The sequence below is a fragment of the Ruegeria sp. I3 genome, from assembly GCF_056532525.1.
Window position 1 is genome coordinate 60,945 of the sequence record NZ_JBQFNI010000005.1, and the last position, 14,664, is coordinate 75,608.

General features: G+C 57.9%; 16 protein-coding genes. 9 read left to right on the forward strand and 7 right to left on the reverse strand.

Annotation, left to right across the window (positions count from 1 at the left end):
• The first annotated feature begins 85 nt into the window (after window positions 1–85).
• Together ACR0L9_RS14350 and ACR0L9_RS14355 are read left to right on the forward strand one after the other, a co-directional pair.
• Complete coding sequence (locus ACR0L9_RS14350) at window positions 86–985, forward strand: LysR family transcriptional regulator (RefSeq protein WP_480895934.1); 900 nt, start codon at window positions 86–88, stop codon at window positions 983–985.
• Between the two features lie 325 nt (window positions 986–1,310).
• A complete protein-coding gene (locus tag ACR0L9_RS14355) occupies window positions 1,311–1,733 on the forward strand; it encodes a tellurite resistance TerB family protein (RefSeq protein ID WP_170395941.1) in 423 nt (140 codons plus the stop codon).
• On the opposite strand, the gene dacB is transcribed toward ACR0L9_RS14355, so the two are convergent.
• The 3 genes from dacB to ACR0L9_RS14370 form a co-directional block, all read right to left on the reverse strand.
• Window positions 1,730–3,208: a D-alanyl-D-alanine carboxypeptidase/D-alanyl-D-alanine endopeptidase gene (gene dacB / locus ACR0L9_RS14360; protein ID WP_480895935.1), complete on the reverse strand. Its 1,479-nt coding sequence runs from the start codon at window positions 3,206–3,208 to the stop codon at window positions 1,730–1,732. The two genes, ACR0L9_RS14355 and dacB, sit on opposite strands and share 4 nt — an antisense overlap.
• Window positions 3,209–3,275: 67 nt before the next feature.
• On the reverse strand, window positions 3,276–3,896 hold the full coding sequence (locus tag ACR0L9_RS14365; protein ID WP_223117575.1) for a nicotinate-nucleotide adenylyltransferase: 621 nt from the start codon (window positions 3,894–3,896) through the stop codon (window positions 3,276–3,278).
• A 32-nt stretch (window positions 3,897–3,928) separates the two neighbouring features.
• Window positions 3,929–4,399, reverse strand: a complete 471-nt coding sequence (locus ACR0L9_RS14370) for an MOSC domain-containing protein (protein WP_170637512.1) — start codon at window positions 4,397–4,399, stop codon at window positions 3,929–3,931.
• Between the two features lie 138 nt (window positions 4,400–4,537).
• On the opposite strand from ACR0L9_RS14370, the gene ettA reads away from it, so the two are divergent.
• Window positions 4,538–6,205, forward strand: coding sequence for an energy-dependent translational throttle protein EttA (gene ettA, locus ACR0L9_RS14375; protein WP_010442471.1), 1,668 nt, complete (start codon window positions 4,538–4,540; stop codon window positions 6,203–6,205).
• A gap of 5 nt (window positions 6,206–6,210) precedes the next feature.
• Entirely contained in the window at window positions 6,211–6,981 is a 771-nt protein-coding gene (locus ACR0L9_RS14380) for a hypothetical protein (RefSeq protein ID WP_170664062.1), read from the forward strand.
• A 138-nt stretch (window positions 6,982–7,119) separates the two neighbouring features.
• On the opposite strand, the gene ACR0L9_RS14385 is transcribed toward ACR0L9_RS14380, so the two are convergent.
• On the reverse strand, window positions 7,120–7,719 hold the full coding sequence (locus ACR0L9_RS14385; RefSeq protein ID WP_480895936.1) for an REP-associated tyrosine transposase: 600 nt from the start codon (window positions 7,717–7,719) through the stop codon (window positions 7,120–7,122).
• A gap of 327 nt (window positions 7,720–8,046) precedes the next feature.
• Between ACR0L9_RS14385 and ACR0L9_RS14390 the strand changes: the two genes are divergently transcribed.
• Both ACR0L9_RS14390 and ACR0L9_RS14395 read left to right on the forward strand, forming a co-directional pair.
• Entirely contained in the window at window positions 8,047–8,253 is a 207-nt protein-coding gene (locus ACR0L9_RS14390; RefSeq protein WP_010442474.1) for a cold-shock protein, read from the forward strand.
• Window positions 8,254–8,420: 167 nt separating this feature from the next.
• The gene (locus ACR0L9_RS14395) at window positions 8,421–8,975 is read left to right on the forward strand and encodes a L,D-transpeptidase (protein WP_170395928.1); all 555 of its coding nucleotides are present in this window, start codon (window positions 8,421–8,423) and stop codon (window positions 8,973–8,975) included.
• On the opposite strand, the gene ACR0L9_RS14400 is transcribed toward ACR0L9_RS14395, so the two are convergent.
• Both ACR0L9_RS14400 and ACR0L9_RS14405 read right to left on the reverse strand, forming a co-directional pair.
• Window positions 8,972–9,586, reverse strand: a complete 615-nt coding sequence (locus ACR0L9_RS14400) for an SOS response-associated peptidase (RefSeq protein ID WP_170818629.1) — start codon at window positions 9,584–9,586, stop codon at window positions 8,972–8,974. The two genes, ACR0L9_RS14395 and ACR0L9_RS14400, sit on opposite strands and share 4 nt — an antisense overlap.
• A 9-nt stretch (window positions 9,587–9,595) precedes the next feature.
• The gene (locus tag ACR0L9_RS14405) at window positions 9,596–10,216 is read right to left on the reverse strand and encodes an arylesterase (protein WP_170423816.1); all 621 of its coding nucleotides are present in this window, start codon (window positions 10,214–10,216) and stop codon (window positions 9,596–9,598) included.
• 69 nt (window positions 10,217–10,285) lie between these two features.
• Between ACR0L9_RS14405 and ACR0L9_RS14410 the strand changes: the two genes are divergently transcribed.
• Both ACR0L9_RS14410 and ACR0L9_RS14415 read left to right on the forward strand, forming a co-directional pair.
• On the forward strand, window positions 10,286–10,981 hold the full coding sequence (locus ACR0L9_RS14410) for an ABC transporter ATP-binding protein (protein ID WP_480895937.1): 696 nt from the start codon (window positions 10,286–10,288) through the stop codon (window positions 10,979–10,981).
• On the forward strand, window positions 10,978–13,506 hold the full coding sequence (locus ACR0L9_RS14415; protein ID WP_480895938.1) for an ABC transporter permease: 2,529 nt from the start codon (window positions 10,978–10,980) through the stop codon (window positions 13,504–13,506). The genes ACR0L9_RS14410 and ACR0L9_RS14415 overlap by 4 nt, the downstream gene beginning before the upstream one ends.
• Before the next feature lie 2 nt (window positions 13,507–13,508).
• Here ACR0L9_RS14415 and ACR0L9_RS14420 read toward each other — a convergent pair whose 3' ends face one another.
• Entirely contained in the window at window positions 13,509–13,955 is a 447-nt protein-coding gene (locus ACR0L9_RS14420) for an Rrf2 family transcriptional regulator (RefSeq protein WP_170612955.1), read from the reverse strand.
• 94 nt (window positions 13,956–14,049) lie between these two features.
• On the opposite strand from ACR0L9_RS14420, the gene ACR0L9_RS14425 reads away from it, so the two are divergent.
• Window positions 14,050–14,661: a gamma-glutamylcyclotransferase family protein gene (locus ACR0L9_RS14425; protein ID WP_170612953.1), complete on the forward strand. Its 612-nt coding sequence runs from the start codon at window positions 14,050–14,052 to the stop codon at window positions 14,659–14,661.
• The last annotated feature ends 3 nt before the right edge of the window (window positions 14,662–14,664 follow it).

Here is a 14,664-nt window from a genome sequence, read left to right on the forward strand (position 1 = left end):
AAACTTTCGCGTCGCAACAGAGCTTTACCGGAATTTCATATTGTGAAATCTAAAGAACAAAACCTGAAATGTGGTTGACGGCATGATGAACGAAAACTCTTTGACCGCTTTTCTTACATTGGCTGAAATCGGCAGTTTCCAAAATGCTGCCCGTGCGATGGGTGTGTCCAACGCATCATTGTCCCGCTATGTCGGGCAGGCCGAGGACTATACGGGGCTTGTTTTGTTTCATCGAAGCCGAAACAGCAGCACTCTGACACGCGCAGGGCAGGAGTTCTTGCCAATCGCCCAGGCGCTGCGCGAAGACCTGAACCAGTATGCAACGCGCGTGGCCGCTTTGCGCGAAACCGGGCCGGGCACTTTGCTGATCGGTTGCGGGCCTCTGACCACGAGAACCCTGATCCTGCCCGCCCTGCGATCAGTGCGGCAAGTGATGCCTGATCTTCGTTTCCGAATTCTGGTAAGCGCCTACGCACGACCGCTTGATTTGTTGCAGGCGGGAAAGTTCGACATGTTCCTCGGTGACCTGACCTACACACCCGAAGCTGACAACGTCGAGATTATGGTGATGGAGAAACAACAAATCCAGTTTGTGGCACATCGCGACCATAAGATTCATCAGCGTGGCCCGCAAACGATGGCAGGCATATTCGATTTTCCCTTTGCATCTCCGCATCTCCACAAACACTGGAAAGCCGCTTTGACAAAAGCACTTGGTGGCGGTGCTGAAGCCGTCGAAAAGGTGAATGCACAGCCGCATATCGAATGCGACGACTACAACCTCCTGACCGGATTGTTGGCAGAACCGGACTACATCGTGGGAGGGATGGCGGACACATTTGCGGATCTGATCCATGCAAAGACGGTGAAACCCGTGTCTATGGCACAGAACCTTACGTGGAACATCTGCGCAGCGCGTAAGTCACAGAACACTTCGGATGCTGTAGAATTATTCTGGAGTGAGCTTGCTAAATATCGGGCATGACCGGCGGTGCAAGGCATAGAAAAACGCCCAACTGAAACGCATCTTAGCTAGTGCCTGGTCGTTTCCGTATGGCCAATTAACTTGGCGAAGTTCTGCTTTGGAATGCTGGCGGTGAAAGTCCGAAATGCTTGGTTCGCGACGCGCAGCACATGCAAAGAATAGAAGCCTGGTCGACGGCAGGTATAAGCTCTCAACGGACGTTTACATCACAGCCGAAATCACCCACCTTCATCGATCGCATTCATTGCACCCCAAAACTACCAGTTGAACCTCCTTGCACCCGCTCCTATCGTGCGGCAACAAACGTTTCATTCAGGACGACACCATGACCGAGCAAACCCCACATCCGATGTCCCCGCAGGATTGCCTTGTGGCGATCATGGTGGCGATTTCCGCCTCGGACGAGAACATCCGAACTGCAGAGCTGGTCAAGATTGAAGGCGCGGTCAACATGCTGCCGGTGTTTGCAGGCTACGACATCGACCGAACCCGCCGCGTCTCGCAGATCGTGTTTGATTTGTTTGAGCAGGTTGACGGGCTGGATGCCCTGTTCGGACTGATCCGTGACAACCTGCCCGAACGCCTGAACGAAACCGCCTACGCGCTGGCCTGTGATGTCGCCGCCGCTGACGGCACTCTGGCCGAAACCGAACTGCGTCTGCTGGAAGAAATCCGGTACGAGCTCAGCATCGACCGCCTGCACGCTGCCGCTATCGAACGCGGGGCACGGGCGCGGCATACAACCTAGCTACCGTAGAGCGCACCCCAACGCTCAATCAGATTGCGTTGCAATTTGCGAGACCGCCGGTTCCAAGCCCGCGCGCCGTCCGGGCGCTCGCGCGACGCGCGCGGGATCGTGGCGCGGTGCGCGGTGTCGGCGGTGAAGATCGCAAACGCCAGATCCACTCCATCTGCCGTTGTCATGTAACCGCCAAGACCCGAGACGAAGTTCAAAGTACCCGTTTTTGCGTCGACCTTGATCGGATGATCCTTGACCGGCTGCCCATTTTTGTCGGCCAGCGTGAAGGACCGAAGCAACGGCCGCAGCTCCTCTGATTGCCCCGCCGCCACCAGCGTATTGACCAGACCGAAGGGGGCCATACGTGAGGAACCGCTAAGTCCGGAATGATCGACCATCGCGATCCCATCTGCGCCAAAACGCTCTGCCGCCCACAGGTTCATTTCTGCGGCCGAGTCCTCAAGGCTCTGCGGCGCAACCCCGCGGGCCTTGGTGGCCGCCAAACCCACCATTTCGGCGGTTATATTGGTCGAATATCTCAGCATCCCCTTCAGGATGCTTTCCAACGGATCGCTCTGATGCACCACCAGTTCGGTCCCTTGCGGTGCTTGCCGCGTCACCTGCACCCGGCCCAGCACGATCCCATTCACGCGTGCCAGCGTGCGGAACACATCTCCGGCATAAAGCGCAGGCTTGCGTACCGGCAGCCAGCGTGCCCCGCCATTGCCTAGCGCGCCTTTGGCCACGGTCCAGCGATCCTGCCGCGCGCTTGGCTGATAGGTGTAGATCGGCAGGCTGCGGTTCTCGACCCGCATTGATGCCATATCCACCGACGGCCTGTAACTTGCGCTGCGCGCATCCATGGTCACGTCATAGCCGGTGCCCTCGCGTTTCCACTCGAAATGCACACGGTTGAAATTCAGGGAAATCCCGCTGATCGACGGGCTATAGCCCAGATGATCCGGCTGCCCCGGATCAATGCTGAAGACGTAGGGCAGCGCACCATCATAGACCTTGAACGCGCCCTTCACCTCGGTGATCCCGGCCTTGCGCAGATTGGCTGCCATTGTGGCCAGCGCGTCTGTATCCAGCAGCGGATCACCGCCACCCGCAAGGATCAGGTCGCCTTTCAGAATGCCATTCTCGACCGGTCCATCCGCGATCAAGCGCGTTTCGAACCGATACTCCGGACCCAGCACATCCAGCGCATAAAGCGCGGTCAGCGCCTTGGCGACGCTGGCTGGTGGTAGGCTTTGGCCCTCGCCGAACACCTCCAGCGGTGTTCCGGATTCCACGTCGGCCACGGCAAAAACAACCTCGCCCCTCAGCCCCGCCGCCTTAACCAGCCGCTCAGCCCCGCTGGGTTGCGGGCCACGCAGCACAGGGCGCAGAGACACCAAAGGCGCCTCGGCCAGACCTGTGCCCGGAACCAGAGACGCCCCTAATCCACCCAGAAACAAACGACGCGAAATTCGATCGACCATGGGTCTATTAGAATCCCAGAGCTTAAATGCAGACAATCACTTGATTAAGATTATGCGCCAAGTGGAGTCATTCGGGCAACACCCCATCGCTCCAATTCCCGCGATTGCGCAACTCGGTCGAACTGACGTCAACCATCGGCACGTTCACAAAACACCACGCCGGAGCCTCCGCCCGCCCCAGCAAATGCCGCGCCTGCCCATCGATACGGTACTTGGCATAAAGCCGAGCCGCCGGAGACATCCGAGCAGAAATCCGGTCCCCAGGCCGCGCCACAACGCCCACAGGCACGCTGTCCATGATCTGTCGCCAGTCTTTCCAGCGGTGAAACTGCGCCAGATTGTCGGCCCCCATCAGCCATACAAACCGAACCTGCGGATAAAGCCGCCGCAGTGCCGCCAGTGTATCCGCCGTCGCCCGCGTCCCCGTCAGCGCCTCAATATCCGTCACATCAACGCGCGGATGCTGCATCACGTCCCGCGCCGCCGCAACCCGCCGCTCCAAAGGCGCAGGCCCCCGCTCCTTCAACGGATTGCCCGGCGACACCAGCCACCACACCCGATCCAGCCCGAACGCCTTCATCGCCTCGCGCGTCACATGCACATGACCTTGATGCGGAGGATCAAATGACCCTCCGAACAACCCCACGACCTGCCCGGGCCCCGCATATGGAATGGTACTGCGTTCCATCCTCTGCTGATGTTCAGAACTGAGAGGTGTTGTCAATCAATCGGCTGCACCACATCGCCAAGCCTGACTTGCCCCGGCTGCACTACTTCGGCACACCAACCCCCATGCCCCCGCACAGCAGAATAGCCGCCTTTGCCCAACGCCTCCTCCATCCGACTGCACGGAGCGCATATCACGGTAAAGCGCAAAACGGCCTCCCCGACCTGCACCTCCCGCCCCTTTAGCGCCGCCAGATTGATCCCCGAAACCACCAGATTGCGCCGCAGGATCTCAGGCATAACCGATCCCTGCCCCAGATAAGAGCCAATCGCCGCCAGATGTTCCTGCTGGATCAAAGTCACCGCCCGCTTGCCCGCCCGGCTGCGGTCGCCGTCGAGCCCATCGGCTGAGACCCAAACCTCGTTGCGCCCATCCAATTCCGCTCTGCGGCCGGGACGTAAACCGATCCATGTCACCCGGCCCGGTTGCGCCCAACCGGCAATCAGTTCCGCAAGTTCTGCCAAAACCCCACCACTCCTTGTCGTGTTGGTTCTACCGGATCAAACGACCACAGAAAATTCACAAAACCACCAGCTTGCCCCGCCCGCTCGCCTCGGATATCCAGCGTTCCAACTTGATTTCCCCGACCCAGAGGACGCGACATGGCCGCCTATCAATATGTCTACCACATGCAGGGTGTCTCCAAGACCTATCCCGGTGGCAAGAAGTGCTTTGAAAACATCCACCTGAGCTTTCTGCCCGGTGTGAAAATCGGTGTTGTCGGTGTCAACGGCGCGGGTAAATCGACGCTGATGAAGATCATGGCCGGCCTCGACACCGACTTCACCGGTGAGGCATGGGCGGCCGAGGGCGCCAAGGTCGGCTATCTGCCGCAGGAACCTCAGCTGGATGAATCGCTGACCGTCCGAGAAAACGTCATGCTGGGCGTGGCCGCGAAAAAGGCCAAGGTCGACCGCTTCAACGAAATCGCCATGGAGATCGCCGAGAACTACTCGGATGAGCTGATGGAGGAAATGACCACCCTGCAGGACGCGATCGACGCGGAAAACCTGTGGGACCTCGACAGTCAGATCGATGTCTCGATGGAAGCGCTGCGCTGCCCGCCAGACGATGCAAACATCGCCAACCTTTCGGGCGGTGAGAAACGCCGCGTGGCGCTCTGCAAACTGCTGCTCGAAGCGCCCGACATGCTTCTGCTCGACGAACCGACCAACCACCTGGACGCCGAGACCATCGCCTGGCTGCAACAGCACCTGATCGACTACAAGGGCACCATCCTGATCGTCACCCACGACCGCTATTTCCTGGATGACATCACCGGCTGGATCCTCGAACTCGACCGCGGTCGCGGCATTCCGTACGAGGGGAACTATTCCGCATGGCTGGAACAAAAAGCCAAACGGCTGGAGCAGGAAGCCCGCGAAGACAAGTCCAAGCAGAAGACCCTGCAACGCGAACTGGAATGGATGCGTCAGGGCCAAAAGGCCCGTCAGGCCAAATCCAAGGCCCGGATCAACGCCTATAACGAACTGGCCGAACAGTCCGAACGCGAAAAGCTGACCCGCGCCCAGATCGTCATCCCCAACGGCCAGCGCCTTGGTGGCAAGGTGATCGAGGTCGAGGGCCTGTCGAAACACATGGGCGACAAGCAACTGATCGAAGGGTTGGACTTCGCCCTGCCCCCCGGCGGCATCGTCGGAGTCATCGGCCCCAACGGCGCCGGTAAATCGACCCTGTTCAAGATGCTCACCGGTCAGGAGCAGCCCGACAGCGGCACCATCACGCTGGGCGACACGGTCGAGCTGTCCTATGTCGACCAGTCCCGCGACGACCTGAAAGACAACGACACCGTGTGGGAGGCGATCACCGGCGGTGCCGAGATCATCCAACTGGGTGACGCGCAGGTCAATTCCCGTGCCTATTGCTCGTCCTTCAACTTCAAGGGCGGCGACCAGCAGAAAAAGGTCTCGCTGCTATCCGGCGGTGAACGCAACCGCGTCCACATGGCCCGCCTGCTGAAGGAGGGCGGCAACGTCCTGCTACTCGACGAACCCACCAACGACCTCGACGTCGAAACCCTGCGCGCACTGGAAGACGCCCTAGTCGATTTCGCCGGCTGCGCCGTTGTCATTTCCCACGACCGCTTCTTCCTCGACCGGATTTGTACGCATATTCTGGCCTTCGAGGGCGATGCCCATGTGGAGTGGTTCGAGGGCAACTTCGAGGACTACGAAGAGGACAAAAAACGCCGTCTGGGACCGGACGCGCTGGAGCCCAAGCGGTTGAAGCACAAGAAGTTTGCGCGGTGATTTGATTGGAAAAAAACAATCTAAGAAAATACATCCATTTTGGCGCAGTATTGCTTTTCGTTCGAAGCAATGCAGAGGATAGTTTGCCCTACATCGGAGAGGGATATATCCAACAAAATTTGGAACGAGTATTTAGTTACATCGAAGAACTAAATCTCAAAGTTTCAAACAATGCGTCAAAAAAACTCAAAGAAATGAAGGCGGAATTTGACAACAAATATAAAGATGGTTCGAACTTAGAGGCTCCCGACGGCAAGGCACTATTTGAGGAGATCAATGTTCTACAAAGAGTTATATTAGCAGAAGCAGAAGAACTATCCGCGTTCTTTCCAGATGAGAGAAGATACAATACCGACCTATTGTTCGAAGATATCTCTGGCATATTTGGCCGAGAAACTTTTGCGCGCTTGCCAGAAAACGCCCGAAATGACTTCCAAGAAGCTGGAATGTGCCTAGTCCTTGGGCGCGGCACGGCGGCTGCATATCACCTCATGCGCGGCTCCGAATGTTGCCTAAAACAACTGTACTTTTCTGTTATCAAACAGAAAAGACTGGACAAACCGATGTGGGGCCCAATGGTAAAGGCACTAGAAGGTCGAAAAGCGCTTGACGATGCGTTGAGCGGAACTTTGGACAATTTCAGGAGCGGGTTTAGAAACCCGGTGGCGCACCCCGACAAGTTTTATACGATTGACGAAGCTCAAGACCTATTAGGCACAACCACCCAACTTGTTTCCTTGATTGCTAACCACAACAAGTATGCACCGCCGAAATAAGCAAACTTAGCAAGCGTAGGATGGGGTTTCACCCCATCACTCACTCAACGATAATACCCGAACACTCGCACGATCTGTTCCCGCACACCAAATCAATTCCAAAATCCAACCTCTCAAATGATGGGGTGAAACCCCATCCTACGGCTCTCCGAACGGTCCCTCGGTGACCGCACCACTCCACTCCGGATCAACCCGACCCGCACGAATATCGCGATGGATTGACGAATACGGCCAATCGGTCGGGCGCTCGACCAACCCGTGCTTCACCGGATTCCGCCAACAATACGCCATATGATTGCGGTAATCCTGTTCGTCCCGAATGGTGTGCTCCCAAAAACGGCGCTGCCAAACAGGCGCTTCGCGTCTGTCGGCCCGTAGGCCGGGCTTCAGCCCGGCATATCTGCCGGATGTCACAACGGGCAGGTGTTCGGGGGCGGGTGCCGGGCTGAAGCCCGGCCTACGCATTGCTTCTCTGACCCGCATGGTAAACCGCGCCTTAATCGCACCCCACCGTGTCGAATAATCCGCATCCCCCGGCGGCAAGGTCCAAACCGCGTGCAAATGATCCGGCAACACAACAAACGCATCGCACCAGAACGGCCGCTCCCTCTGGGTCACTGCAAAGGCGGCCCGCAAATGCGCCACCTCTCGCACTAACAAATCCGACGACCGGTCGGCCAAAGACACGGTGAAAAAATACTTGGCACCGGGAATGCGGACGCGTCGATAATCGCTCATGCTGCAACTTGATCATGACCAGGGTTAACGGATTCTGAATGCCACTCCGACGCGCCAGACAAATAACCGGGCCTTATCATTGGCACGCAAACCAATAACCAAAACCATCGGCGGATTCTTGTACAAGTCGGACGATTGCCCCTCAAACCCCTGTACAAACCGTACAATCCGCCCTTGCCACACCGCCTGACCGATGCCATATCCATGAGGCTTACGTTTTTCTATTTCGACCTGCAGTCTCCTTCTACGGCGCTCAGTCTATCGATCCAGACAACGACGCCGGGCTGCCGCATCCACGTGGGCAGCACTAAACAGGAGACAACGGATATGCCCGCAGGCACCGTAAAATGGTTCAACACCACCAAAGGCTACGGCTTTATCGCACCTGAAGATGGCGGCAAAGACATCTTCGTACACATCTCGGCTGTCGAGCGTTCGGGCCTCACCGGTCTGGCCGACAACCAGAAGGTCACGTACGAGCTGCGCGCTGGTCGTGACGGCCGCGAAAGCGCCGACAATATCGAACTGGCCTAAGCCATTCAAAGGGCGGGATTTTTCCCGCCCTCTCCGCTATGCCCGCGCCCCGTGTGTGGCATAGTGAATACATCACAATCGGGTTATTCCTCCCCGGTGATTGACCAAATCCGCTATCATTTCAAAACTAGCGTTATGATTTCTTTGGTCATTTGAGGGATGTCACCATGTTCACACGCCGCGTATTTCTGGCCGGTACTGCCGTCAGCCTGCTTCCGGGCGTTGTCAGCGCCAAGAAAGCGGTCGAATATGATCCCACGCCACAATTCGTGCGGGTCAAAAAGCAATTCCTACCCGGTCAGCTGCTGGTCGTTCCCCGTTCCTTCTACCTTTACTATATAACCGAACCCCGCAAAGCGATCCGTTATGGCTGCGGCGTCGGCAAGGCCGGACTGGAGTTCACAGGAACCGCAACTATCGACGTCAAGAAGGAATGGCCCACCTGGCGACCGACCGATGAGATGATCGAACGCGACCCGGTGGCCTATGGTCGGTTCAAGGACAACGACTATGTCCAACCCGGAGGGAGCGATAATCCACTGGGCGCGCGCGCTTTGTATCTGTTCCAAAACGGAGTCGACACCTATTTCCGCATCCATGGCACCACACAACCGCAAACCATCGGTCGCGCGGCCTCGAACGGCTGCATACGGATGCTGAATGAGCATGTAATCGATCTGTACAACCGGGTGCCGATTGGAACCGTGGTGACCGTGGTCTAAGCCGCCGACCAATCCACATCGTCGGCTTGTTCAATCCTCAGGCGACCTTCTGGCCATGGGCGCATCAGCTTCTGCGCCTCTTCTTCGGATCCATGTAACCAGCAATCCACATCCTGCGACCCCAGCAACACACCCATACGGTGGTGGATCGGCTTTACATCGGCATTTGGCTCGCAGGTGACTGCGGCGACCTGATCCACACGCTGCCCACCAGGGGCCTCCCAACTATCCGTAATTGCAGCAAATAACAGCGGTATGCCATCCTTCGCTGCGATACGCCATGCAGTTTTGCGCCGTTTCTCTCCGGTCCACTCGTACCAGCCATCAACTGGTATAACTGCGCGCCCAACACCTTCAAATGCGCTTTTGTCAAAAACCGTTTCAGAGCGAGCGTTGATAATGGTCTCCATCACCGGACGTCCGCGCGCATTGACCCTGCCGACCGGGATCATCCCCCATCGCATCATCTTCAAGCCTTCACCGGTCAATACCGTCACCTCCTGACCCGGTTGAATATTTCTGCGCGGGGGTTGAGGCCCTACGTTATCTTTCACGTTCAGGAACTTAGCAATCTCGCCAATTGGTCGTGTGAGAAAAAACCGGCCTGGCATAGGACCCTCCTAATCGGCAGCGCGCTCCGCTAAAGCCAGTACAAAAGGTCCCAGCGCGTCAACGATCAGCGCAACGCCTTGGGCATTTGGATGGATGCCATCAGATTGCATGAACTGGCGCGCGACTGCAGGATCGCCCTCGGTCGTGAGCCCGTCAAAGAAGCTTTCCGCATAGATCGCGCCATACTGCTGCGCCAGTTCCGGATACATGGCATCGAAACTTTGCTTGTAATCCGTCCCATAGTTCCCGGGGGCTTGCATGCCGATCAGCAGAACTTCGACATTCGCAGCTTCAGCGGTGTTCAGGATTGCCTCAAGATTGGCGCGCGACACATCCGGATCGATACCGCGTAACAGATCATTGCCGCCGAGGGCTACAATCATGCCATCGACCTCTGGCGTCAGAGTCCAATCAACGCGGGAGGCTCCTCCTGCGGTCGTATCCCCGGAAACACCGGCGTTGATAAGCTGAATATCCGCCCCTTCCTCCTGCAACCAGCGTTGCAGTTGCGGCACAAACCCGTCTTGTTGCGGAAGTCCATATCCTTGTGTCAGGGAATCTCCGAGCGCCGCAATCACCACCGGCTCAGCCGTCGCGGCAAATCCGCAACAGATGAACACGCCTGACATCAAACCCTTGCGCAGCTTCTGTATCGCGCCATATCCCAATGGACTGTACCCCTCTTGATGGCCTGATCGATGACGACACCCGCTCTCACCCTCCAAGATGCCGCATTATCGCTGGATGGCAATGCCGGAAGAGTGGATATCCTGCACGACATCACTTTGACTGTGAGCAAGGGTGAAACTCTGGGGCTTATCGGTCCCTCTGGTTCCGGAAAGTCGTCGCTACTGATGCTGATGGGCGGCTTAGAACAGGCAACTGGTGGACGCGTTACCGCATTGGGCCAAGATTTGACGAAATTGAGCGAGGATGCGCTGGCACGGTTCAGAAGAGATGCCATGGGCGTAGTGTTTCAGAATTTCCACTTGATTCCGACGATGACCGCGCTTGAGAACGTGGCGACCCCGTTAGAACTCGCGGGACACAAAGATGCTTTCCAGCGCGCCGCGGCCGAGTTGGAGGCCGTGGGCCTTTCACATCGTATCGATCACTACCCGGCGCAGTTGTCAGGCGGCGAGCAACAGCGTGTGGCGCTGGCCCGCGCTTCGGCCCCGCGCCCGCATATATTACTAGCAGATGAACCAACGGGAAATCTGGATGAAACCAACGGTTCAGCAATCATTGATCTGTTATTCGGACTGCGGGACCGTCACGGGGCAACTCTGGTTCTGGTCACGCACAGCCATACGCTGGCTCAGAAATGCGACCGCGTTGTGCGCTTGCGCGATGGGCGTATCGCCGAGGAATCCCAGCGTGAGGCCGCCGAATGAGCCTGCGTCTGGCCGGTCGCCTGGCCCGGCGCGAACTGCGCGGTGGGTTGCGCGGGTTTCGAGTGTTTCTGGCCTGCCTGGCTTTGGGTGTCGCAGCAATTGCTGCGGTTGGCATGGTGCGCCAAGCCATTCAGACCGGATTGCAACAAGAGGGCGCGTCGCTCTTAGGCGGCGATGCCCAGCTGGAGTTCACCTATCGCTTTGCAAACGATGAGGAACGTGACTGGATGGCGGACACTGCGCAAGCAGTGTCGGAGGTCGTCGATTTCAGGTCCATGGCCGTCACGGGTGATGGCGCAGGCGCGCAACGGGCGTTAACTCAGGTGAAGGCCGTGGACGGGGCCTATCCGCTGTTGGGATCGGTGGCTCTGGAACCCGCAGTTTCTTTGCCCGAGGCCTTGGCGGGCGCCAATGGTCTGCCCGGCGCCGTGATGGCTCCGTCCCTGATTGACCGCCTGAACCTTGCGATTGGGGACCAATTTGATCTCGGCACGCAGAGGTTCGTTTTGATGGCCTCGCTGGAACACGAACCGGATGGTGCGGCAGATGGGTTCTCGCTGGGACCGCGCACGTTGGTTCGAACCGAGGATTTGCAATCATCGGGCCTGCTGGCTCCGGGTACTTTGTTTTCCACTAAATACAGGATGAACTTGCCGCAAACCGCCGAGTTGGAGGCGCTGTCGCAGCAGGCCAGGCAGGCCTTCGAGGGAACCGGTATGCGCTGGACTGATGCCCGCAATGGTGCACCGGGGATATCCGAGTTTGTAGGGCGCCTCAGCGCGTTTCTGGTGCTGGTTGGTCTATCCGGATTGGCGGTTGGGGGGATCGGAGTATCGGCTGCCGTGCGCGCCTATCTATCCCAGAAAACGGAAACCATTGCGACATTGCGGACTTTGGGCGCTGATCGGGCCACAATCTTTCAGACATACATGATCCAGATCGCCGTTCTTTCAGGCGTTGGTATCGTCATGGGTTTGACCCTGGGCGCGGCGCTTCCAATGCTGCTGGCACCGGTTATCGAAACCCAACTGCCGATCCCTGCTGTATTCTCGCTATATCCGCAGCCCCTGTTCGAGGCCGCACTTTATGGTGTGCTAACCGCGTTCCTGTTTACGCTTTGGCCTCTGGCCAGAACCGAGGAGGTGCGTGCGGCAACATTGTTCCGGGATGCGCTGACTTCGGCAAGCCGCTTCCCGCGCTTGATCTATGTAATTGCGACTGCAATTGGCCTGGCCGTACTGATCGGAGCCGCCGCTTGGTTCAGCGGTTCAACCCGGTTGACCCTCTGGACAAGCGCAGGTCTGGCGGGGGCGCTCACTTTGCTGACCTTTTCTGCCATTGCCATTCGCAAATTGGCCCGCGCGGGCGCTCCTTGGGCCAGAGGGCGTCCAGCACTGCGGTGGGCGTTGTCCGCAATCTCTGACCCACGCGAAGGCGCAGCATCGGTGGTCCTGTCCCTTGGGCTCGGCCTTTCGGTCCTTGCGGCGGTGGGGCAGATCGACGGCACGCTACGCAATGCGATTTCGGGCAACTTGCCCGAGGTCGCACCCTCGTATTTCTTCGTCGATATCCAGAAGGATCAGATGCCCGGGTTCAGCGAACGTCTCGACACCGACCCTGCCGTCAGTCGGGTAGAAAGCGCTCCGATGCTGCGTGGGATCATTACCAAAATCAATGGCCGACCCGCGCGCGAGATTGCAGGCGATCACTGGGTTCTGGACGGCGACCGAGGCGTAACCTACTCTGCCCGCCCCCCACGGAATGCCCGCGTGACTGACGGGGTTTGGTGGCCAGAGGACTACAGCGGCCCACCGCAAGTCAGCTTTGCCGCAGAAGAGGCCGACGAGATGGGCCTGAAACTGGGCGATGAGCTGACCGTTAATATCCTGGGCCGCGATATCACAGCTGAACTCACATCGCTGCGCGAGGTTGATTTCTCTACTGCAGGAATGGGTTTTGTCATGTCGATGAACCCCTCTGCACTGGCTGGTGCCCCACATAGCTTCATCGCTACCGTTTATGCCGAAGAACAGGCCGAGGCCGCCATTCTGCGTGATTTGGCCGGTCAATTCCCCAACATCACGGCAGTCCGGGTCAGAGACGCCATCGACCGGGTATCAGGCCTGCTGGCAGGGCTTGCGGCAGCCACGTCATATGGCGCAGGGGTTTCTCTGTTGACCGGGTTTTTAGTGTTGATCGGTGCGGCGGCAGCGGGCGAACCGGCGCGTAGGTACGAGGCAGCGATCCTCAAGACTCTGGGTGCCAACCGTGGGCGCATATTGCGCAGCTTTGCCCTGCGGGCAATCCTTTTGGGAGCAGCCGCAGGTTGCGTTGCTTTGCTGACCGGAATTCTGGGCGGTTGGGCGGTGGCTACTTATATATTCGACACAGAGTTCGCGGTCATCTGGCCATCCGCGCTTGGGATCGTCATCGCCGGTGTTGGCGTTACCTTAGGCGCGGGGATGATCTTTGCCCTGCGCCCGCTTTCAGTACGCCCTGCGCGCATACTGCGCGCCAGCGACTGAGTTCAGCGCATACAAGCGACAGGCTGCAATATTTTCAGCAATTGGTCATTGTCGCACACCAACGCATCGAGCGTGATTTCGTCCAGTGACGCATAAAACACCTCAGCCGCATCCTGCAGCGCCAACCGGAGGCGGCAGGCATCGGTCAGTGGGCAGGTGTTGTCAGCATCCGCAAAACACTCGGCAATCGGCAACCCGCCTTCGACATGGCGAAACACGGACCCGACCCGGATCTGATCCGCCGGGTGCGCCAGGGTCATGCCGCCATTGCGGCCGCGTTGTGTGCTGAGATAGTCCAGCTGGCTCAGTTGGTTGATCACCTGTGCCAGATGGTTTTCTGAAATATTACAGACATCGGCGATCTCGGCCTTCGTGACCAGCCGTTCTTGATGTGCGGCGCAATACATCAAAACACGCACCGCGATATTCGTCCGTTTGGTAATCCGCATTAGGACCTCCCGAATCTCAAGGTGAAGCTTTATTGCATGTCTCGTAAAAAGACTGTTTGACATACATCAATCGTCAAAGAAGGACGCGACCCGCATGGCAGACCCTTATTTCTTCGGCTATGGCAGCCTCGTGAACCTGTCGACGCATGATTTCCCCGACCCGCGCCCAGCGCAACTGAAAGGTTGGCGACGCGCATGGCGGCACACGGATCTGCGCCCGGTGGCGTTTTTGACCGCTGTGCCGGATGCTGATTCCGAGATCGATGGTATGATCGCCCATGTTCCTAAAAACGACTGGGCCGCGTTGGATGAAAGAGAATGGGCTTATGATCGCGTTCCAGCCACACGGTCGGTCACGCACACGCTGACGCAAGAGGTGGAAATCGCTGTCTACGCAGTCCCGCATGATCGACACACCGCGCCCAGCAATCACCATCCCCTATTGCTCAGCTATATTGATGTTGTCGTGCAAGGATATCTGCGGGCTTTTGGACCAGAGGGCGCCGATCGCTTCTTTGCAACAACCGATGGTTGGGATGCTCCGATTTTGAACGACCGCGCCGAGCCCCGTTATCCCCGTCACCAACAATTGAAGCAGGCCGAGACCGAATTCGTGGATGACCGCCTGCAACGCGTTTCGGCGCAAGTTTTGCGACCCGGAGAACAAAGAAAGGCAGGTGATTTACCTGCCTCCTTCGTATTCTAAGCA